Here is a 20,698-nt window from a genome sequence, read left to right as displayed (position 1 = left end):
GGGGGGGAGGGTGGGGGGGGAGGGAGAGCGGAGGGAGGGGTAGGCGAAGTGGGGCGGAACTGTTAATTGGGGTCAGTGGGACAGCACTGGCGCTCCGGCTAATTCCGCAATGTTCCTGTTGAAGTGGTTGCGTTTGCATCGAATGCCGCAACGGTGATCGAATGCTTTTCCGTTGCAGGTGTTGTCAAGGTGTGCGGGGTGTGTCGCAGTGTTCGGCCGTTGGCTGGGAAACCGTTGGGGCCGGGGCGGGCGGTCCGGGCCGCTGTCGGCGATGACGGTGCCGACCGGTGCGGGGGTGCTCAGTTGTCGGGTGCTCGACCCTGTCAACGAGGCGGTGCGGCACGCGGAGCTCTCGGTCAGCGACACCATGGGCCGCAAGATCGTCAGTGGTGGGACGGATCCGTTCGGGTCGTTCGTGGCGACTGTTCCGGCGGGGGAGTACCGGCTCGCGGTGGCGGCGGAGGGGTTCACGCCGTACCGGGCGAACGTCACGGTGGGCGACGGCGCGCACGCGTCGATGGGGGACGTGACGCTGCAGATCGCGCAGCTCCCGGGGCTGCCGGAGTCCGGGGACTGGGACATCGACCCGATGCACTCCTCGATCGCCTTCACGGCGCGGCACATCGGGCTCGCGCGGATCCACGGCCGGTTCAACACGTTCGCGGGGGCGATCCGTCTGGCCGAGCGGATGGAGGACTCCGCGATGCACGTCGTGATCGACGCGTCCTCCATCGACACGGCCGTGAAGATGCGCGACGACCATCTGCGGTCGGGTGACTTCCTGGACGTGGCGCGGTTCCCGACGATGGAGTTCTACAGCGACAAGTTCGTGCACAAGGGCGGTGCGCGCTGGGCGATCACGGGCGCGCTGTCGCTGCACGGCGTGACGCGGACGGTCACCCTGGAGACGGAGTACCTGGGCGTCGGGCACGGCCTGGAAGGGGAGACGCGGGCCGCGTGCCGGGCGACGACGGAGCTGCACCGCGACGACTTCACGATCACGTGGCAGACGATGCTCGCCCGGGGGATCGCGGCGGTCGGCGCCAGCATCACCATCGAGCTGGACATCCAGGTCCTGCCCAAGGCTTGAGCCTCGGTTCGCCGCTCCGTCCCCAGGCTTGAGCCCTGGCTCGTCCCCAGGCTTGAGCCCTGGCTCCGCCGCTTCGGGCTCCGCCGCTTCGGGCTCCGCCGCGCCGACCCGTCGGACCTGTCCTGGTCCGGCCCGGACCTAGGGTGCCTCCAGCCAGCCCTCGAACTCGGCTGCCAGCGCGTCCAGTTCCTTCGGGTCGAGGCGGCTCTCGGGGTCCTCGACGACCACCAGCCACTGGGCGTCCTCCGCGTCGTCCTCGCCGGCCAGCGCGTCCCGGACGAGCTGGGGTTCGTCGGGGACGCCGAAGCGGTCGGGGAGCTCTTCGGCGAGTTGCTCGGCGGCGTCGCGGTCGGGCAGCACCAGGACATGTCGTACGTCGGTCACCTGCCCATTCTCCGATACGGCGATGTCGGGCCGTGCCCGCAGGGTGCCGCGTCGGCCGGAGCTGTCAGTGGTGCGTGGGATGCTTGACCGCGATGGCCAGGAAGAACGCAAACGACAATCCGCTCGCTCCTGTCACGGTCGCCGTGGGGCAGGAGGACCTGCTGCTCGACCGCGCCGTGCAGGAGGTCGTCGCCGCCGCGCGGGCCGCGGACGCCGACACCGATGTCCGTGACCTCACGCCCGACCAGCTGGGGCCCGGCACGCTCGCCGAACTGACCAGCCCGTCGCTGTTCGCCGAGCGCAAGGTCGTCGTCGTACGCAATGCGCAGGACCTGTCGGCGGACACGGTCAAGGACGTGAAGGGGTATCTGGGGGCGCCCGTCGAGGAGATCACCCTGGTGCTGCTGCACGCGGGCGGCGCCAAGGGCAAGGGGCTGCTCGACGCCGCGCGCAAGGTGGGGGCGCGGGAGGTGGCCTGCCCGAAGATGACCAAGGCCGCGGACCGGCTGTCCTTCGTGCGCGGTGAGTTCCGGGCGCTCGGGCGGTCGGCGACGCCCGAGGCGTGCCAGGCCCTGGTCGACTCCATCGGCAGCGATCTGCGGGAGCTGGCGTCCGCCGCGGCGCAGCTCGTCGCGGATGTCGAGGGCACGATCGACGAGGCGGTCGTCGGGCGGTACTACACGGGGCGGGCGGAGGCGTCCAGCTTCACCGTGGCCGACCGGGCCGTGGAGGGGAGGGCCGCGGAGGCCCTGGAGGCGTTGCGGTGGTCCCTCGCGACCGGGGTCGCGCCCGTGATGATCACTTCGGCGTTGGCGCAGGGGGTGCGGGCCATCGGGAAGCTGTCCTCCGCGCGCGGGGGGCGGCCCGCTGATCTTGCTCGGGAGCTGGGGATGCCGCCGTGGAAGATCGATCGGGTGCGGCAGCAGATGCGGGGGTGGACGCCGGACGGGGTTGCTGTGGCTCTGCGGGCCTGTGCGGAGGCTGACGCGGGTGTCAAGGGGGGCGGGGATGATCCTGCGTACGCCTTGGAGAAGGCTGTCGTCGCCGTTGCTCGGGCGGCTCGGCTTCGCCGGGGGTAGGGGGCCCTCCGGGGGGCGGGGTGGGTTGGCACCGCCGAGGGCGGTTGTTTGCGGTTGCTCGCCGTTGCGGCGGGATTTTTCTTCCCCGATCCCGCCCCTTCCCGAAACTGGGGCTCCGCCCCGGACCCCGGACCGCGAAACCTCGGCGGACCCCGGACTCAGCCCACCCCAAAAACCCGAAAAGCCCCGCGAACCCGAAAAGCCCCGCCCGCCACCCTGGGGAAGGGCAGCGCGCGGGGCTTCTGGTCAAGCTCAAGCTCTTCAAGATCCACACCCGCGTGGCGAACGCAGGCCGCGTGTGGATCGGGGTGCCGGTCGGGAGCGGATGAGAGAGGGCCCGCTCTGGTCCTCCCGGCGGTTACATCACTGGTCGGCCTTAGAGGGACGCGGCCTTCGAAGCAAGCGCCGACTTCTTGTTGGCGGCCTGGTTCTTGTGGATGACGCCCTTGGAGACGGCCTTGTCGAGCTGGCGCGAAGCCTCGCGGGTCAGCTCGGTCGCCTTCTGGGTGTCACCGGAGGCAACGGCCTCGCGGGCCTTGCGGATCGCGGTCTTCAGCGAGGACTTGACGGCCTTGTTGCGCTGGCGCGCCTTCTCGTTGGTCTTGTTCCGCTTGATCTGGGACTTGATGTTCGCCACGAAAGAGCCTTCTCAGGTTCAGGTACTGCTGATTTCTCTGACATGTGCCACCCGGCGAGAGGGCTGAGAGACACAGCTGCCCACGTTACCAGCCGCCCTGCGACCGGCCCAAACCGATCCTCACGGCCCACCCGTGGGACGATGGAGGCTACGTATCGATCCGACCCGAGGCATAAGGCGCCTCAAGAGACAGGACCCTGCGTGCCCGCGACCCCTAAGAATGTGCCCGCGCCGAGCCGTACCGACCCGGCTCTGATCCGCAATTTCTGCATCATCGCGCACATCGACCACGGCAAGTCCACGCTCGCCGACCGCATGCTGCAGCTGACCGGCGTGGTCGAGCAGCGGCAGATGCGCGCCCAGTACCTCGACCGGATGGACATCGAGCGCGAGCGCGGAATCACGATCAAGTCCCAGGCCGTGCGTCTGCCCTGGGCCCCCACGGAGGGCCTCGACGAGGGCAAGACGCACATCCTGAACATGATCGACACCCCCGGCCACGTGGACTTCACCTATGAGGTCTCCCGTTCGCTCGCGGCCTGCGAGGGCACGGTCCTCCTGGTCGACGCGGCCCAGGGCATCGAGGCGCAGACCCTCGCCAACCTGTATCTGGCGATGGAGAACGACCTCAAGATCGTTCCGGTGCTCAACAAGATCGACCTGCCGGCGGCCCAGCCCGAGAAGTTCTCCGAGGAGCTGGCCAACCTCATCGGCTGCGACCCGGACGACGTGCTCAAGGTCTCCGCGAAGACCGGGCTCGGCGTGGAGGCGCTGCTCGACAAGGTCGTCGCCGAGGTCCCGCCGCCGGTCGGCGTCAAGGACGCGCCCGCCCGCGCGATGATCTTCGACTCGGTGTACGACTCGTACCGGGGCGTGGTGACGTACGTACGAGTCGTCGACGGCCAGCTCAACAAGCGTGAGCGGATCCGGATGATGTCGACGGGCGCCACGCACGAGCTCCTGGAGATCGGGACGAACTCGCCCGAGATGCTCGCCGCCGACGGCCTCGGCGTGGGCGAGGTGGGCTATCTGATCACCGGTGTGAAGGACGTCCGCCAGTCCAAGGTCGGTGACACGATCACCTCCCTGCACAAGGGCGCCACGGAGCCGCTCGGCGGCTACAAGGACCCCAAGCCGATGGTCTTCTCCGGGCTCTATCCGCTGGACGGCTCGGACTACCCGGAGCTGCGCGACGCCCTGGACAAGCTGCAGCTCAACGACGCCGCGCTGGTGTACGAGCCGGAGACGTCCGCGGCGCTCGGCTTCGGCTTCCGCGTCGGCTTCCTCGGCCTCCTGCACCTGGATGTGATCCGGGAGCGCCTGGAGCGCGAGTTCGGGCTCGACCTGATCGCCACCGCGCCGAACGTGGTCTACCGCGTGATCATGGAGGACGGCACCGAGCACGTCGTCACCAACCCGAGCGAGTTCCCCGAGGGCAAGATCGACGAGGTGTACGAGCCCGTCGTGCGGGCGACCATCCTCGCCCCGTCGGAGTTCATCGGCTCGATCATGGAGCTGTGCCAGAACCGGCGCGGCACGCTGCTCGGCATGGACTACCTGTCCGAGGACCGCGTCGAGATCCGGTACACGCTGCCGCTCGCGGAGATCGTCTTCGACTTCTTCGACCAGCTGAAGTCCAAGACGCGCGGGTACGCCTCACTGGACTACGAGCCCACGGGCGAGCAGTCCGCGCAGCTCGTCAAGGTCGACATCCTGCTGCACGGCGACAAGGTCGACGCGTTCTCGGCGATCACGCACAAGGACGCGGCGTACGCGTACGGTGTGCGGCTCGTCGCCAAGCTGCGCGAGCTGATCCCGCGGCAGGCGTTCGAGGTGCCGGTGCAGGCCGCGATCGGCTCCCGGGTCATCGCCCGTGAGACCATCCGCGCCATCCGCAAGGACGTCCTCGCCAAGTGCTACGGCGGTGACATCTCGCGTAAGCGGAAGCTGCTCGAGAAGCAGAAGGAAGGCAAGAAGCGGATGAAGATGGTCGGCTCCGTGGAGGTCCCGCAGGAGGCCTTCATCGCGGTGCTGTCCAGCGACGAGGGCTCCGGCAAGAAGAAGTAGCCCCCGGCGCGGTCCGGACGTGTGGTGAGGAGCGCCTGCCCGGTGACCGGGTGGGCGCTCCTCGCGTTCCGCCCTCACGCGGCAGGCGCTCCTCGCGTCTCGGCGCGTCTCGGCCTCACTCGGCGGGTGGATGCGCGGTGAGGCGGAACCTGTAGGAAGTGACAGGCGGCAGCCCCTTACGCACATGGCGTCCGGCCTTTACTCTGATCACTGCTCGTAGGTTACTCGCAAGTTAAACAAGTGCCCGGAGAGGCACGGGAGCGCAGCGACCGCAGTCATGTAGCTAGTAGAAACGCACCGTCAGGACGCACCGTCGCGGGCCCGGAGGATGTCGTGAGCGACACACAGACCTTGATCGAGAACCGTCCGCCTTCGGTGGCGCACCTCTTCCTGGAACGGGTGGCGGACACACCCGACGCCGAGGCCTACCGCTATCCCGTCCCGGCGGCGTCGGGGGAGGGGCCCGACGAGTGGCGGGCGCTGAGCTGGGCGGAGGCCTCCGAGCGGGTCTTCGCGATCGCGGCGGGCCTGGTCGACCTGGGCCTGAACCCCGAGGACCGGGTGGCGCTCGCCTCCGCGACCCGCGTCGAGTGGATCCTCGCCGACCTCGCCATCCTGTGCGCGGGAGCGGCCACGACGACGGTGTATCCGCAGACCAACGCCGAGGAGTCCGCGTTCATCCTCGGTGACTCCGGCAGCCGCGTCCTGATCGCGGACGACGTCGAGCAGCTGGCGAAGGCGCGGGCGCAGCGGGCGAACCTGCCCGAGCTGAAGCACGTGGTGGTGTTCGACCCCGCCGGTGTCGAGGCGGTGGCGGACGACCCCGAGGGCTGGGTGCTCACGCTGGCCGATCTGGAGGCCCGGGGCGCCGCCTATCTGGAGAAGAACCCGCAGGCGGTCAAGGAGCGCATCGACGCGATCAGGTCCGATCACCTCGCGACCATCATCTATACGTCGGGGACCACGGGCCGTCCCAAGGGCGTGCGGCTGCCGCAGGACAACTGGTCGTACATGGCGAAGGCCATCGCGGCGACGGGGCTGCTCACGTCCGAGGACGTGCAGTACCTGTGGCTGCCGCTCGCGCACGTCTTCGGCAAGGTGCTGACCAGCGGCCAGATCGAGCTCGGCCACGTCACCGCTGTGGACGGCCGCGTGGACAAGATCATCGAGAATCTGCCGGTGGTGCAGCCGACGTACATGGCCGCCGTGCCGCGCATCTTCGAGAAGGTCTACAACGGCGTCGCGGCCAAGGCGCGGGCCGGCGGCGGTGCGAAGTACAAGATCTTCCAGTGGGCGGCGGAGGTCGCCAGGGAGTACGCGAAGACCAGCCAGGACAACTTCCGCAGGACCGGGGTGGCCTCGGTGCCGTTCGGGCTCGGCGCCAAGCACTCGGTCGCCGACAAGCTCGTCTACAGCAAGCTGCGGGAGGCCTTCGGCGGCCGGCTGCGGGCCGCGGTGTCCGGGTCGGCGGCGCTCGCGCCCGAGATCGGGTACTTCTTCGCGGGCGCGGGCATCCACATCCTGGAGGGCTACGGCCTCACCGAGACCTCCGCGGCGTCCTTCGTGAACCCCGGCGAGGCGTACCGCACCGGGACCGTCGGCAAGCCGCTGCCTGGCACCGAGGTGCGGATCGCGGACGACGGCGAGATCCTGCTGCGCAGCCCCGGCGTGATGGAGGGCTACCACGGCCAGCCCGACAAGACGGCCGAGGTCCTGGAGTCCGACGGCTGGTTCCACACCGGCGACATCGGGGAGCTGTCCCCCGACGGCTATCTGCGGATCACCGACCGCAAGAAGGACCTGATCAAGACCTCCGGCGGCAAGTACATCGCGCCCGCCGAGGTCGAGGGCCAGTTCAAGGCCGTGTGCCCGTATGTCTCCAACATCCTCGTGCACGGCGCCGACCGGAACTTCTGCACCGCGCTCATCGCCCTCGACGAGCCGTCGATCCTGGGCTGGGCCGAGGAGAACGGCCTCGGCGGCAAGTCCTACGCCGAGGTGATCGCGGCCCCGGCGACGGTCACGCTCATCGAGGGGTACGTGAAGCAGCTCAACGACGGCCTGCAGCGCTGGCAGACCGTCAAGAAGTTCAAGCTGCTCCCTCGTGACCTCGACGTCGAGCACGGCGAGCTGACGCCGAGCCTGAAGCTGAAGCGGCCGGTCGTGGAGCGCGAGTACAAGGCGCTGATCGAGGAGATGTACGCGGGCTCGCGCGAGGCCTGAGCGCACGCGGGCGCGCGCGGGGCGGTGAACGCGCACACGGGCGGGGCCCCTGTGCTCGCGCGCCCCGCGGCGCTCACGTGCCCTGCGGCAATCACGTGCTCCGCAGCGCTCACGTGCCCCGCACGCGCCGCATCTCCCGCAGCAGTTCCTCCATGTGCGCCACGTGGTGGCGCAGTTCCAGTACGTCGGTCAGGCTGCTGGCCGCCATATGTCGCTCGATCGCGGACAGCCGTGCGGACAGTTCGTCGAACTGCACCTGCTCGCGCGCCAGCATGTGCTCCAACTGCTGGTTCTTGCGGTGCAGTTCGAGGAAGACCGTGACCTTGGCGCGCAGCACCCAGGGGTCGAAGGGCTTGGTGAGGTAGTCCGCCGCGCCGGTCGCGTAGCCGCGGAAGGCGTAGCCCGCGTCGTTGTCCGTGCCCGTCAGGAAGATGATGGGCACGTCCTTCGTCTGGTCGAGGCGCTTGATGTTGGACGCCGTCTCGAAGCCGTCCATGCCCGGCATCCGCACGTCCAGGAGGATCACGGCGAACCGCTGCCGCAGCAGCGCCTTCATCGCCTCCTCCCCGGAACGGGCCCGCACGAGCGGCTCGTTGAGGGAGCCCAGGACCGCCTCCAGGGCCATCAGGTTGTCCTCCATGTCGTCGACCAGGAGGATGCTGGCGCGGTTGTCGGTCGGCGCCTCTGTGCTCATGGTGACAAGTGCCTCACTCAGTCGTGGGCGGCCCGGCAGGCTCCCCCCGCCTGCCGGGTCGCTCCGAGTCAACGGAATCGGTGGGTTCAACGAGGTCGACCTGGTCGATGGGGGCGACGAGATCGACGGGGCCGACGCGGTCGGCTGCTGCCAGGTCGGCCGCGGGTGGCGCCGGCGGCTCAGGGGCGGAGTCTTCCAGGGCCGCGTCGGCCTGCTTGTAGAACGAGGCACCCTCGGGGTCCAGGAGCGTGCACACGGCCATGAGCAGTTGGTCCACGTCCACCGGCTTCGGTACGTAGTCGGTGGCGCCCTGCGAGATGGCCTTCTCGCGGTCGCCGGGCATCGCCTTCGCGGTGAGGGCGACGATCGGCAGACCGGTCCAGCGGGGGGTGCGGCGGATGGCCGCGATGGTCTCGTACCCGTCCATCTCCGGCATCATGATGTCCATCAGGATCAGGTCGGTGTCGGGGTTGCGCTCCAGGGTCTCGATGCCCTCGCGGCCGTTCTCGGCGTAGAGCACGACCAGGCCCACGCGGCTGAGGACATGGGTCAGGGCGAAGACGTTGCGGATGTCGTCGTCGACGATGAGCACCCGGCGGCCCGGCAGTATCCGGCCCGCACGCCCCTCCTTCCACACCTCCAGCTTGGTCGGCGCCGGCCAGTTCTCGTCGGTCTCCGGCAGGGTGTGCGCGGTCGAGGCGGTCTCGTCGTGCGGGACCGGGGCGGGCGTGGTGCGCGCGGAGGCGTACGCCGCGGCCGCCGCGCCGTGGCCGGGGTGCACCACGGGCACGTACAGCGTGAAGGTGGAGCCCTCGCCGGGCCTGCTCTCGGCGGTGATGCGGCCGCCGAGCAGACCGGCGATCTCGCGGCTGATGGACAGGCCGAGGCCGGTGCCGCCGTACTTGCGGTTGGTGGTGCCGTCGACCTGCTGGAACGCCTCGAAGATCACCGGGAGTTGTTCGGGCGGGATGCCGATGCCGGTGTCCTGGACGGAGAAGCTGATCAGGTCGCCGCGGTCGCTCAGCAGCGGGTCGGGGGAGTGCGTGACGTGCTGCACGCGCAGCTCGACGCGGCCGTTCGCGGTGAACTTGACCGCGTTCGAGAGGAGGTTGCGCAGGATCTGCTGGAGCCGCTGCTCGTCGGAGAACATCTCCCGCGGCACGTCGTGGCCGACCGTCACGTCGAAGGCGAGGCCCCGGTCGAGGGTGAGCGGCCGGAACGTGGCGTGCACATAGTCCAGGACCTTGATCAGCGGGAGCTTCTTGGGGCGTACGTCCATGCGGCCCGCCTCGATCTTCGACAGGTCGAGGATGTCGTTGATGAGCTGGAGCAGGTCGGATCCTGAGCGGTGGATGGTGGTCGCGAACTGCACCTCCTGGTCGGAGAGATGGCTGTCGGGGTTGTCGGAGAGCAGCCGGGCGAGGATCAGCAGGGAGTTCAGCGGGGTGCGCAGCTCGTGCGACATGTTCGCGAGGAACTCCGACTTGTACTGCGAGGACGTGGCGAGCAGGGCCGCCTTCTCTTCCAGCTCGGCGTTGGAGCGGCGCAGCTCGGCCTGCTGGCGCTGGAGTTCGTCGGAGCGCTCCTGGAGCTGGGTGGCGAGCCGCTGGGACTCGCTGAGCAGTGACTCGGTGCGGGAGTTGGCGATGATGGTGTTGATGGCGACGCCGATGGTGTTCACGAACTGGTCGAAGAACGCCAGGTGGACGTCGGAGAAGCGGGAGAACGTGGCCAGCTCGATGACGCCGAGCAGCTTGTCCTCGAAGAGGATCGGGATGATGACGACGCTGGCCGGTGAGGCGTCCCCGAGCCCCGAGTGGATCTTGATGTAGTCGGGCGGGACCTCGTCGAGGAGGATGCGCTTCTTCTCCAGTGCGGCCTGGCGCACCAGGCCGTGCGCGGGCATGCCGCCGGTGTCGACGAGGAAGCCCTCCTCCTCGGTGGCGCTGCCCTGCGCGGAGCCGTAACCGGCGATGAAGGCGAGGCCCTTGGCGGGCGCGGTCTGCAGCGGCACGGTGCCGTCTGCGTCCGGGTCGGCCAGGAAGAACGCGCCGTACCCGGCGTTCACCAGCGGTGTCAGCTCGCGCAGGATCAGGTCGGCGACCTCCATCAGGTCCCGGTGGCCCTGCATCAGGCCGGCGAGGCGGGCGAGGTTGGACTCCAACCAGTCCTTGGCGCGGGTGGTCTCGCGCAGGTTGGACACCATCAGGTTGATGTTGTCCTTCAGCTCGGCGACCTCGCCCCGGGGCTCGACGGTGATGGAGCGGGACATGTCGCCCTGCGCCACGGCCGACGCGACCTCGGCGATCGCGCGCACCTGGGTGGTCAGGTTCAGGGCGAGCTCGTTCACGTTGGTGGTGAGGCGCTTCCAGGTGCCGTACACGCCCTCGACGCGGGCCTGGCCGCCGAGCTGGCCCTCCGAGCCGACCTCGCGGGCCACGCGCGTGACCTCCGAGGAGAACGACGACAGCGTGTCCACCATGGTGTTGATGGTGGTCTTCAGCTCCAGGATCTCGCCGCGCGCGTCCACGTCGATCTTCTTCGACAGGTCGCCCTGGGCGACGGCGGTCGCGACCTGCGCGATGTTGCGGACCTGCCCGGTCAGGTTGTCCGCCATGTAGTTGACGTTGTCGGTGAGGTCCTTCCACACGCCCGACACGCCGAGCACCTGGGCGCGGCCGCCGAGGCGGCCGTCGGTGCCGACCTCACGGGCCACGCGGGTCACTTCGGCGGCGAAGGCGCGCAGCTGCTCCACCATCGTGTTGACGGTGTCCTTGAGCTCCAGGATCTCGCCGCGCGCCGTCACCGTGATCATCTTGGACAGGTCGCCGTTGGCGACGGCGGTGGTGACCTGGGCGATGTTGCGGACCTGGGAGGTGAGGTTCGACGCCATGAAGTTGACGTTGTCCGTCAGCTCCTTCCAGACGCCGCTGACGCCCCGCACCTGCGCCTGACCGCCGAGGTTGCCCTCGGTGCCGACCTCGCGGGCGACGCGGGTGACCTCGTCGGCGAACGCCGAGAGCTGGTCGACCATCGTGTTGATCGTCGACTTCAGCTCCAGGATCTCGCCCTTGGCCTCCACGGTGATCTTCTTCGACAGATCGCCCTGGGCGACGGCCGTCGACACCAGGGCGATGTTGCGGACCTGCGAAGTGAGGTTGTCCGCCATGAAGTTGACGTTGTCGGTGAGGTCCTTCCAGACCCCCGAGACGCCGCGCACGTGGGCGCGCCCGCCGAGGTTTCCCTCGGTGCCGACCTCGCGGGCGACCCTCGTCACCTCGTCGGCGAACGCGGAGAGCTGGTCGACCATCGTGTTGACGGTGTCCTTGAGCTCCAGGATCTCGCCGCGCGCGTCCACGGTGATCTTCTGGCTCAGGTCGCCGTTGGCGACGGCGGTGGTGACCTGGGCGATGTTGCGGACCTGGGAGGTGAGGTTCGACGCCATGAAGTTGACGTTGTCGGTGAGGTCCTTCCACACCCCCGACACGCCCCGGGCCTGCGCGCGCCCGCCGAGCCGCCCCTCCGTGCCGACCTCGCGGGCGACACGCGTCACCTCGGCCGCGAACGCGGAGAGCTGTTCGACCATCGTGTTGACGGTGAGCTTCAGTTCGAGGAGCTCACCGGTGGCCTCGACGGTGACCGTGCGCGTCAGGTCGCCCTGCGCGACGGCCGTGGTGACCAGGGCGATGTCGCGCACCTGGGCGGTGAGGCGGGACGCCATCGTGTTGACGGCCTCCGTCACGTCGCGCCAGCTCCCGGACAGGCCGCGGACCTTGGCGCGCCCGCCGAGCCGCCCCTCGGTGCCGACCTCGCGGGCCACCCGCGTCACTTCGCCCGTGAAGAGTGAGAGCTGGTCGACCATCGTGTTGACGGCGCGCCCGAGGCGGCGCAGGTCGCCGCGCAGCTCCCGGGACCCGTCGTGCAGGTCGACGCGCTGGGTGAGGTCGCCGCCCGCGACAGCGTTCAGGACCCGGGTCGCGTTCGTGGCGGGCGCGACCAGGGAGTCCAGGAGCGAGTTCACCTCGATGATCCGAGTGGCCCAGCTGCCCTGCCCCGGGCTCGCCGTGAACCGGGTGTCGAGGCGGCCGTGCCGGACCATCTCCCGGCGTACGCGCAGGAGTTCGCCGTCGAAGTGGGTGGAGCGGTCCACCAGTTCGTTGAAGACCGTGACCAGCTCGGCGACCAGGCCCGAACTGGTGTGCGGGGCCTTGGTGAAGTTGCCGTCGCGGGCGGCCCGCATGGCGGCGAGCAGGACGCGCAGATCGGCGGCGGACTCGCCCGACGGGTCGCCGGGGGCCGCGTCCGGGACGGAGTGAGGGCCCTGGTCCGGCGTGCGGGTGGACTTGGGCGGGCGTTTGGGTGACCTCCTGGCCGGGGCCGGGAGCGGCTCCCCGGACGCCGACTCGGGCGCGGGCCCGGACGCCGCCCCGGACGCGGACCCCGCCCCGGACCGGGAGGGCTCCCGAGGCGCGGAGGGCTCCCGGGACGGGGACGGGATCTTGGCGCGGACCGAGCGCCCTGGGTGCTGCTCGGCCGCGGAAACCGAGTGGGCGCACTGCGGCACCGGGGGCGTGAGCAAGGCGTCGAGCGCCGATGAAGCGGATGCGCGCGGGGTGCCCGAGGGGGTCGATCCAAGACCTTTCGGGGTGTCAAGTCCCGCTACGGCAGGGACAGTTGACGGTGACAGAGGGTCAGGGAGCGTCGGGTGCGAGGGCGCCGGGCCGCGGCCGGTGGCGCCCGCGTCGGCTGGCCGGTTCTCGCCGGACGCCACCGCCGCCGCCCGGGGCCGGAATCGGCCACCCGGATCCGCGACGGCCGGTGGGAGCGTTGGGCCGGGGGCCGCCGCGGCACCCGGGGCCGAAATCCGCGCAGGGCTGCCCGTATCGGCAGATGACGGAATCTGACCGCGTCCGAGCGCGGGCGTAGCACTGTTCTCACTCATGGTGGCCCACTTCGGTAACTCGGTGCTTATGGGCCCAGTCAGTCTGTCACTCTGTCCGTGTCGCCTGAGGCGTATTCGTCCGAACTGCTCAGGAGCCGCACTGTGGGGGCCATTCCGATGCAACGGGAGACTACTTTTCGTGCTTCCGCCCAGCCCGCGGCGCGCCCTGGGCCACTGGCCGTGATGCGCACGTCCCTGCCCGGAAACCCGCTGGCGCCCGCCGCGGCCCGCCGGTTCGTCCGGGCGGCGCTCGCCGACTGGACCGAGTTCGGGACGCCCGCCGCCACCGGCATCACCGAGCGGCTCGCCGACGACTCCGTGCTGCTGGTCAGCGAGTTGGTGACGAACGCCGTCGTGCACGCGGGCACCGCCGTCGACGTCCTGTGCCGCTTCGACGAGGGCGCCCCCGGCGAGAGCACCGACGCCCTGGTCGTCGAGGTGTCCGACCACCACCCGGCGCGCGCGGTGCGCAGCGAGCCCCGCGCCCCGCAGCCCGGCACCCCCGAGTACGGCCGCGGTCTGCAACTCGTCGCCGCCCTCTCCGAGTCCTGGGGCATCACCTACCGCTCCGGCACCAAGACCGTCTGGGCCCGGCTGCCTGCCGTGCCTGCCGTGCCTGTTGAGGGGCTCCCGCTCGTCCCGGAGATCGAGACGTACGCCGGTGAACAGGTCCTGCAGCGCGGCCTGTGCGCCGCCGAGATCCTCGCGCCGCTGCCCAGAAGAACCGGCCACGACACCGAGTGGATCAACCGCGGCGCCCTCTCCTTCCTCGCCGAGGCCTCCGACCTGCTCGCCGGGCAGTTCGACGAGAACCTGGTCGCGGCCCTCGCCGGGCAACTGCTCGTCCCCCGCCTCGCGGACTGGTGCGCGGTCTGGCTCGACGACGAGGCCGAGGGCCCCGGGCGCACCCTCGACGGGCGCGCCCCCGGCACCCGCCTCGCGCGCGTCTGGCACACCAGCGAACAGCGCATAGAGGAGCTGCGGAGGCTCCTGGAGAAGGAGCCGCCGCGGCTGACCGAGGCAGTGGGATCCGGCGCGGTGGCCGTGCTGTGGCCCGGGGACGCCCTCGGCGGCGGCGAATCGGGCGGCGCCGCGCTGGCGTACCGCCTGGTGGCGGGCGGCCGGAAGCTCGGCACCCTGGTGATCGGACGGGCCGGCCTCGCGCGCTTCCCGGACGAGGCCAACGGGCTCGTCGAGGACTTCAGCCGCCGCGTCGCCCTCGCCATCAGCGCCGCCCGCCGCTACCAGCGCCAGGCCACCATCAGCCAGGTCCTCCAGCGCGGCCTGCTGCCCAGCGCCGTCGCGGACATCCCCGGCGTGGAGAGCAGCGTCGTGTACGAGCCCCGGGAGCAGGGCGGGCCCGGCGGCGACTTCTACGACGTGTTCCCCGCCGGGCGCGGCCGCTGGTGCTTCGCCCTCGGCGACGTCCAGGGCAAGGGGCCCGAGGCGGCCGTCGTCATCGGGCTCGCCCGGCCCTGGCTGCGGCTCCTCGCCCGCGAGGGCTACCAGGTCGCGGAGGTCCTCGACCGCCTCAACCAGCTCCTCCTCGACGACGCCACGGAGGCCGCCGACGCCGCCGCGGCCGTCCTCGCCCTCGCCGGCGGCCAGGACGAGCCCACCGACGGCCCCACCTCCCGCTTCCTGTCCCTCCTCTACGGCGAGCTGGTGCCCCACGAGAACGGCGTGCGGTGCACCTTGGCGTGCGCAGGGCATCCGCTGCCGCTGGTGCTCGGGGCCGACGGGCAGGTGCGGCCCGTCGCCGCGCCGCAGATGCTGCTCGGTGTCGTCGACGACGAGACGTACACCAGCACCACCTTCGAGCTGCGCACCGGCGACACGCTGCTGTGCGTCACCGACGGGGTCACGGAGCGGCGCTCCGGGCTGCACCTCTTCGACGACGGTGACGGGCTCGCCAAGGCCCTCGCGGGCTGCGCGGGCCTCGACGCGGGGCTCGTCGCCGAGCGGATCAGGCGGCTCGTCCACGAGTTCTCGCAGCGGCCGCCGGACGATGATCTGGCGTTGCTGGTGCTCAAGGCGGAGTGAAGGGGCGGGGGCCTGCGCGGGGCGCCCCAGGCCCACCCCTTCACCGAAACTGGGGCTCCGCCCCAGACCCCGCTCCTCAATCGCCGGAGGGGCTGGAAAATCCAGCCCCTCCGGCGATTGGCCGGGAACCCCGGCGCGTCCGGGACAATGGAAGGTATGCCTTCCGTACTGCCCGATGGTGAGCCCATGCCCGAGGACGGGGCGCTGCCCGCCTCCGCCCTGCTCGGAGCGGGTGAGCGGCCCCTCGGGTTCTACCTGCACGTGCCGTACTGCGCGACCCGCTGCGGCTACTGCGACTTCAACACCTACACCGCCACCGAGCTGCGCGGCAGCGGCGGCGTCCTCGCCTCCCGCGACAACTACGCCGACACCCTGATCGACGAGGTCCGCCTCGCCCGCAAGGTCCTCGGCGACGACCCGCGCCCCGTGCGGACCGTGTTCGTCGGCGGCGGTACGCCCACGCTGCTCGCCGCCGACGATCTCGTACGGATGCTCGCCGCCGTACGCGACGAGTTCGGCCTCGCCGACGACGCGGAGATCACCACGGAGGCCAACCCGGAGTCCGTCGACCCCGCCTATCTGAGCGCCCTGCGCGAGGGCGGCTTCAACCGGGTCTCCTTCGGCATGCAGAGCGCCAGGCAGCACGTCCTGAAGGTCCTCGACCGCACGCACACCCCCGGGCGGCCCGAGGCCTGCGTCGCCGAGGCGCGCGCCGCGGGCTTCGAGCACGTCAACCTCGACCTCATCTACGGCACCCCCGGGGAGACCGACGACGACTGGCGGGCCTCCCTCGACGCGGCCATCGGCGCCGGGCCCGACCATGTCTCGGCGTACGCGCTGATCGTCGAGGAGGGCACGCAGCTCGCCCGGCGGATCCGGCGCGGGGAGGTGCCCATGACCGACGACGACGTGCACGCGGATCGCTATCTCATCGCCGAGGAGGTTCTCGGGGGCGCCGGGTTCGACTGGTACGAGGTGTCGAACTGGGCCACCTCCGAGGCCGGGCGGTGCCTGCACAACGAGTTGTACTGGCGGGGCGCCGACTGGTGGGGGGCCGGGCCGGGGGCCCACAGCCATGTGGGGGGTGTGCGGTGGTGGAACGTGAAGCATCCCGGTGCGTATGCCGCCGCGCTCGCGGGGGGTCGGTCGCCCGGGGCCGGGCGGGAGGTCCTGTCGGACGAGGATCGGCGGGTCGAGCGGGTGCTGCTTGAGCTGCGGCTGCTTGAGGGGTGCCCGTTGTCCCTCCTGAAGGAGGCGGGGCTTGCCTCTGCGCGGCGGGCGTTGGCTGATGGGTTGCTGGAGGGTGGGCCCTTCGTGCGGGGGCGGGCCGTGCTTACCCTGCGGGGGCGGTTGCTTGCCGACGCCGTCGTGCGGGACCTTGTCGACTGAGCGTTCCGTATGGGGCTGCGCCCCTTGCCCCCCTTTCGGCGCTTCGCGCCTCGTCCTCAAGCGCCGGACGGGCTGAAATGGGCTCGTCCGGTACCTGGGAGGGGCCCTGGGCCTACGGCGCCGTCACGAAATCGATCAGCTCCTCGACCCTTCCCAGCAGCGCTGGCTCCAGGTCCTTGTACGTGTGGACCTTGCCCAGGATGTGCTGCCACGCCGCGCCCGTGTTGTCCGGCCAGCCCAGGGCGCGGCACACGCCCTTCTTCCAGTCCTGGCCGTGGGGGACGCGGGGCCAGGCCGTGATGCCCACCGACGACGGCTTCACGGCCTCCCACACGTCGATGTAGGGGTGGCCGACGATCAGCGCGTGGTCGCTGCTGACGGCCGCGGCGATGCGGGACTCCTTGGAGCCGGGGACCAAGTGGTCGACGAGGATACCGAGGCGGGCGTCCGCGTCGGGGGCGAACGCGTCGACGATCGCGGGCAGGTCGTCGATGCCTTCCAGGTACTCGACGACGACGCCCTCGATGCGCAGGTCGTCGCCCCAGACCTTCTCGACCAGCTCGGCGTCGTGCCGCCCCTCGACGTAGATGCGCCCGGCACGGGCCACGCGCGCCCGCGCGCCCGGCACGGCCAGCGAACCGGATGCGGTGCGTGCGGGCTTGCGGGGTGCGGCGGCGGCCGTCGGGCGGACCAGGGTGACGACCCGGCCCTCCAGGAGGAAGCCGCGTGGCGCCATCGGGAACACGCGGTGCTTGCCGAAGCGGTCCTCCAGGGTCACCGTCGGCCCCTCGGCCGTCTTCTCGCAGCGGATCACCGCGCCGCAGAAGCCCGTGGTGACCTCCTCCACGACCAGGTCGGCCTCGGCGGGCACCTCGGGGACGGCGGCCGGCTTCTTCCAGGGCGGGGTCAGGTCCGGGCGGTAGCTGCGCATGGGCCAGACGTTATGGCATGCCGTCAGGCGACACCGAACCGCCGGGCAAGGTCGTCGCGTTGGCGGCGTACGAAGGCGGCGTCCACGACGGCCCCGTGCCCCGGCACGTACACCGCGTCCTCGCCGCCCAGGTCGAGGAGCCGGTCGAGGGCGGCGGGCCAGTGCCGGGGCGCCGCGTCCGGGCCGGCCTGCGGTTCGCCGGACTCCTCGACGAGGTCGCCGCAGAAGACCACCTCGGGCTCGCCGGGGCCGCCCGGCACGAGGACGGCGAGGTCGTGGCCGGTGTGCCCGGGGCCGACGTTGGCGAGCAGCACCTGGAGGCCGCCGAGGTCGAGGGTCCACTCCCCGCACACCAGGTGGCGGGGCTGGACGAGGAGGTCGGCGGCCTCGTCGGCGGCGGCCGGGTCGAGGCCCTGGGCGACGGCGTCGGCGCGCAGCCCCTCGCGGTCGTGGTCGAGGACGGTGTCGAGGCCGACGGCGCCGAACACCTCGACGCCCGCGAACGCCGCCGCACCGAGGACGTGGTCGAAGTGCGGGTGGGTGAGCGCGAGATGGGTCACACGGCGGCCGTCGCCGAGCAGCCGCCGGGCGTCGGCGCGCAGCCGGGAGCCCTCGCGCAGGCTGGACCCGGCCTCGATCATGAGGGCGGCGCCGGTGCCGACGACGAGCCCGGCCGTGCAGTCCCACACGGGCAGCCTGCACCGCCCCACGCGCGCGGCGAGCCGTTCCCAGCCCGCGTCCTCCCAGGCCGGGGCGGAGGCGGGGGAGGGCGTGGTCGTGGCCGTATCCATGAGGGTGACGCTAGCGCCGACGGGGCGCGGGGGCAGGACGGGGGCGCCCTCGGGACGGCAGGGAAGGTGGCCAGGGTGTCCGTCGGCGTGACAAGGCAGGACATGGGCGGCACCCGTCGGCATGACAACGGGGTCGGCCCTTGCCGGGCCTGTACCCACCGGCCGTACACTGACTCGGTGAAGGCTGGCACTCGCCCGGGGTGAGTGCCAGGGTGAGGGGCCACCACCGGGGGCTCGGGGCGAGGGACGGCAGCTGGAGGTGCGCGATGCTCAGTGAACGCAGGCTGGAAGTGCTGCGCGCCATCGTCCACGACTACGTGGGCACGGAGGAGCCGGTCGGCTCCAAGGCGCTCACCGAACGCCACCACCTCGGCGTCTCCCCGGCGACGGTCCGCAACGACATGGCCGCGCTCGAGGAGGAAGGGTTCATCGCCCAGCCGCACACCAGCGCCGGGCGGATCCCGACCGACAAGGGGTACCGCCTGTTCGTGGACCGGCTCGCAGGCGTCAAGCCGATGACGGCGCCGGAGCGGCGCGCGATCCATCACTTCCTGGACGGCGCGGTCGACCTGGACGACGTCGTCGGGCGCACGGTGCGGCTGCTCGCGCAGCTGACCCGGCAGGTCGCGGTGGTGCAGTATCCGTCGCTGACCCGCTCCACGGTGCGGCACGTGGAACTGCTCTCGCTGGCTCCGGCCCGCCTGATGCTGGTCCTCATCACCGACACCGGGCGGGTCGAGCAGCGCATGATCGACTGCCCGGCGCCGTTCGGTGAGACGTCGCTCGCGGATCTGCGGGCGCGGCTCAACAGCCGGGTCGCGGGCCGCCGCTTCTCGGACGTGCCGCAACTGGTGCAGGACCTGGCCGAATCCTTCGACAAGGACGACCGGGGCACGGTGACGACCGTCCTCTCCACCCTCCTGGAAACGCTGGTGGAGGAGACCGAGGAGCGGCTGATGATCGGCGGCACCGCCAATCTCACCCGCTTCGGACATGACTTTCCCCTCACCATCAGGCCCGTCCTTGAGGCACTCGAGGAGCAGGTCGTCCTCCTCAAGTTGCTTGGTGAGGCGACGGATTCGGGCATGACCGTCAAGATCGGGCACGAGAACGCCCACGAGGGGCTCAGCTCCACGTCGGTGGTCTCCGTCGGCTACGGTTCGGGGAGCGAGGCAGTGGCCAAGCTGGGCGTGGTCGGACCGACCCGCATGGACTATCCGGGAACGATGGGAGCAGTACGCGCAGTGGCACGTTACGTCGGACAGATCCTGGCGGAGTCGTAAGTGGCCACGGACTACTACGCCGTACTAGGCGTGCGCCGCGACGCTTCCCAGGACGACATCAAGAAGGCCTTCCGGCGGCTCGCTCGCGAGCTGCACCCGGACGTCAACCCTGACCCGAAGACGCAAGAGCGCTTCAAGGAGATCAACGCCGCGTACGAGGTGTTGTCGGACCCGCAGAAGAAGCAGGTCTACGACCTCGGCGGGGACCCGCTGTCCCAGGCCGGCGGCGCCGGTGGCGCGGGCGGCTTCGGAGCGGGTGGCTTCGGCAACTTCTCCGACATCATGGACGCGTTCTTCGGCACGGCGTCGCAGCGCGGGCCGCGTTCGCGCACCCGGCGCGGGCAGGACGCCATGATCCGCCTGGAGATCGACCTCGAAGAGGCGGCCTTCGGCACCACGAAGGACATCCAGGTCGACACGGCCGTCGTCTGTACGACGTGTTCCGGCGAAGGTGCCGCGCCCGGTACCTCCGCGCAGACCTGTGACATGTGCCGCGGTCGCGGTGAGGTGTCGCAGGTCACGCGGTCCTTCCTCGGCCAGGTCATGACCTCGCGGCCCTGCCCGCAGTGCCAGGGCTTCGGGACCGTCGTGCCGACGCCGTGCCCCGAGTGTGCGGGCGACGGGCGCATCCGCTCCCGGCGCACGCTCACCGTGAAGATCCCCGCCGGTGTCGACAACGGCACCCGGATCCAGCTCGCGGGCGAGGGCGAGGTCGGCCCCGGCGGCGGCCCCGCCGGTGACCTCTACGTCGAGATCCACGAGCTGCCGCACGCCGTGTTCCAGCGGCGCGGCGACGATCTGCACTGCACCGTCACACTGCCGATGACGGCGGCGGCGCTCGGCACGAAGGTGCCGCTGGAGACGCTCGACGGCATGGAGGAGGTCGACATCCGGCCCGGCACGCAGTCCGGCCAGTCGATCCCCCTGCACGGGCGGGGCGTCACCCACCTGCGCGGCGGCGGGCGCGGCGACCTCATCGTGCACGTCGAGGTGCTCACGCCGTCCAAGCTCGATCCCGAGCAGGAGCGGTTGCTGCGGGAGCTCGCGCAGCTGCGGGGCGAGGAGCGGCCCACGGGGCAGTTCCAGCCGGGGCAGCAGGGCCTGTTCTCCCGCCTGAAGGATGCGTTCAACGGGCGGTAGCGCCT

Annotated in this window: 14 protein-coding genes; 8 read left to right on the top strand and 6 right to left on the bottom strand. The window is 71.0% G+C overall.

Features of this window, described 5'->3' with window-relative positions; all coding sequences use genetic code 11:
* Positions 1-208: 208 nt before the first annotated feature.
* A complete protein-coding gene (locus tag OO63_RS17320; RefSeq protein ID WP_030357730.1) occupies positions 209-1,090 on the top strand; it encodes a YceI family protein in 882 nt (293 codons plus the stop codon).
* A gap of 138 nt (positions 1,091-1,228) precedes the next feature.
* Here OO63_RS17320 and OO63_RS17315 read toward each other — a convergent pair whose 3' ends face one another.
* Positions 1,229-1,474: a hypothetical protein gene (locus OO63_RS17315; RefSeq protein ID WP_030357729.1), complete on the bottom strand. Its 246-nt coding sequence runs from the start codon at positions 1,472-1,474 to the stop codon at positions 1,229-1,231.
* A 92-nt stretch (positions 1,475-1,566) separates the two neighbouring features.
* Between OO63_RS17315 and holA the strand changes: the two genes are divergently transcribed.
* Positions 1,567-2,553, top strand: coding sequence for a DNA polymerase III subunit delta (holA, locus tag OO63_RS17310; RefSeq protein ID WP_031192820.1), 987 nt, complete (start codon positions 1,567-1,569; stop codon positions 2,551-2,553).
* Positions 2,554-2,929: 376 nt separating this feature from the next.
* Here the strand turns inward: holA and rpsT are convergent, their stop codons facing one another.
* A complete protein-coding gene (rpsT, locus tag OO63_RS17305) occupies positions 2,930-3,190 on the bottom strand; it encodes a 30S ribosomal protein S20 (RefSeq protein WP_030357727.1) in 261 nt (86 codons plus the stop codon).
* A 201-nt stretch (positions 3,191-3,391) separates the two neighbouring features.
* On the opposite strand from rpsT, the gene lepA reads away from it, so the two are divergent.
* Positions 3,392-5,257: a translation elongation factor 4 gene (gene lepA / locus OO63_RS17300; protein ID WP_030357726.1), complete on the top strand. Its 1,866-nt coding sequence runs from the start codon at positions 3,392-3,394 to the stop codon at positions 5,255-5,257.
* Between the two features lie 333 nt (positions 5,258-5,590).
* On the top strand, positions 5,591-7,480 hold the full coding sequence (locus tag OO63_RS17295; RefSeq protein ID WP_030357725.1) for an AMP-dependent synthetase/ligase: 1,890 nt from the start codon (positions 5,591-5,593) through the stop codon (positions 7,478-7,480).
* Positions 7,481-7,589: 109 nt separating this feature from the next.
* Here the strand turns inward: OO63_RS17295 and OO63_RS17290 are convergent, their stop codons facing one another.
* Together OO63_RS17290 and OO63_RS17285 are read right to left on the bottom strand one after the other, a co-directional pair.
* Positions 7,590-8,174, bottom strand: a complete 585-nt coding sequence (locus tag OO63_RS17290) for a response regulator (protein ID WP_030357724.1) — start codon at positions 8,172-8,174, stop codon at positions 7,590-7,592.
* Positions 8,175-8,187: 13 nt separating this feature from the next.
* The gene (locus tag OO63_RS17285; protein ID WP_078619193.1) at positions 8,188-12,414 is read right to left on the bottom strand and encodes a HAMP domain-containing protein; all 4,227 of its coding nucleotides are present in this window, start codon (positions 12,412-12,414) and stop codon (positions 8,188-8,190) included.
* A gap of 885 nt (positions 12,415-13,299) precedes the next feature.
* Here OO63_RS17285 and OO63_RS17280 point away from each other — a divergent pair.
* Positions 13,300-15,159 carry a SpoIIE family protein phosphatase gene (locus OO63_RS17280; protein WP_234311108.1) on the top strand — a complete coding sequence of 620 codons (1,860 nt, stop codon included), beginning with the start codon at positions 13,300-13,302 and terminating at the stop codon, positions 15,157-15,159.
* Positions 15,160-15,315: 156 nt separating this feature from the next.
* Positions 15,316-16,548 carry a radical SAM family heme chaperone HemW gene (hemW, locus tag OO63_RS17275; RefSeq protein WP_030357721.1) on the top strand — a complete coding sequence of 411 codons (1,233 nt, stop codon included), beginning with the start codon at positions 15,316-15,318 and terminating at the stop codon, positions 16,546-16,548.
* Positions 16,549-16,660: 112 nt separating this feature from the next.
* Here the strand turns inward: hemW and OO63_RS17270 are convergent, their stop codons facing one another.
* Together OO63_RS17270 and OO63_RS17265 are read right to left on the bottom strand one after the other, a co-directional pair.
* Positions 16,661-17,479: a DUF3097 domain-containing protein gene (locus OO63_RS17270; protein ID WP_030357720.1), complete on the bottom strand. Its 819-nt coding sequence runs from the start codon at positions 17,477-17,479 to the stop codon at positions 16,661-16,663.
* Positions 17,480-17,502: 23 nt separating this feature from the next.
* On the bottom strand, positions 17,503-18,270 hold the full coding sequence (locus OO63_RS17265; RefSeq protein ID WP_030357719.1) for an MBL fold metallo-hydrolase: 768 nt from the start codon (positions 18,268-18,270) through the stop codon (positions 17,503-17,505).
* Between the two features lie 266 nt (positions 18,271-18,536).
* On the opposite strand from OO63_RS17265, the gene hrcA reads away from it, so the two are divergent.
* Together hrcA and dnaJ are read left to right on the top strand one after the other, a co-directional pair.
* A complete protein-coding gene (hrcA, locus tag OO63_RS17260) occupies positions 18,537-19,553 on the top strand; it encodes a heat-inducible transcriptional repressor HrcA (RefSeq protein ID WP_030357718.1) in 1,017 nt (338 codons plus the stop codon).
* On the top strand, positions 19,554-20,693 hold the full coding sequence (gene dnaJ / locus OO63_RS17255; protein WP_030357717.1) for a molecular chaperone DnaJ: 1,140 nt from the start codon (positions 19,554-19,556) through the stop codon (positions 20,691-20,693).
* Positions 20,694-20,698 lie beyond the last annotated feature (5 nt).

Source organism: Streptomyces alboflavus (genome assembly GCF_000716675.1).
GTDB lineage: Bacteria > Actinomycetota > Actinomycetes > Streptomycetales > Streptomycetaceae > Streptomyces > Streptomyces alboflavus.
This window is presented reverse-complemented; position numbering and strand designations above follow the sequence as displayed.

Bases quoted from the DNA above. Each gene is read 5' to 3' on its own strand.
- hrcA (WP_030357718.1), top strand. From the start codon at position 18,537: ATGCTCAGTGAACGCAGGCTGGAAGTGCTGCGCGCCATCGTCCACGAC.
- OO63_RS17280 (WP_234311108.1), top strand. From the start codon at position 13,300: ATGCGCACGTCCCTGCCCGGAAACCCGCTGGCGCCCGCCGCGGCCCGC.
- hemW (WP_030357721.1), top strand. From the start codon at position 15,316: ATGCCTTCCGTACTGCCCGATGGTGAGCCCATGCCCGAGGACGGGGCG.
- holA (WP_031192820.1), top strand. From the start codon at position 1,567: ATGGCCAGGAAGAACGCAAACGACAATCCGCTCGCTCCTGTCACGGTC.
- OO63_RS17265 (WP_030357719.1), bottom strand. From the start codon at position 18,270: ATGGATACGGCCACGACCACGCCCTCCCCCGCCTCCGCCCCGGCCTGG.
- OO63_RS17290 (WP_030357724.1), bottom strand. From the start codon at position 8,174: ATGAGCACAGAGGCGCCGACCGACAACCGCGCCAGCATCCTCCTGGTC.
- OO63_RS17270 (WP_030357720.1), bottom strand. From the start codon at position 17,479: ATGCGCAGCTACCGCCCGGACCTGACCCCGCCCTGGAAGAAGCCGGCC.
- OO63_RS17285 (WP_078619193.1), bottom strand. From the start codon at position 12,414: ATGCGGGCCGCCCGCGACGGCAACTTCACCAAGGCCCCGCACACCAGT.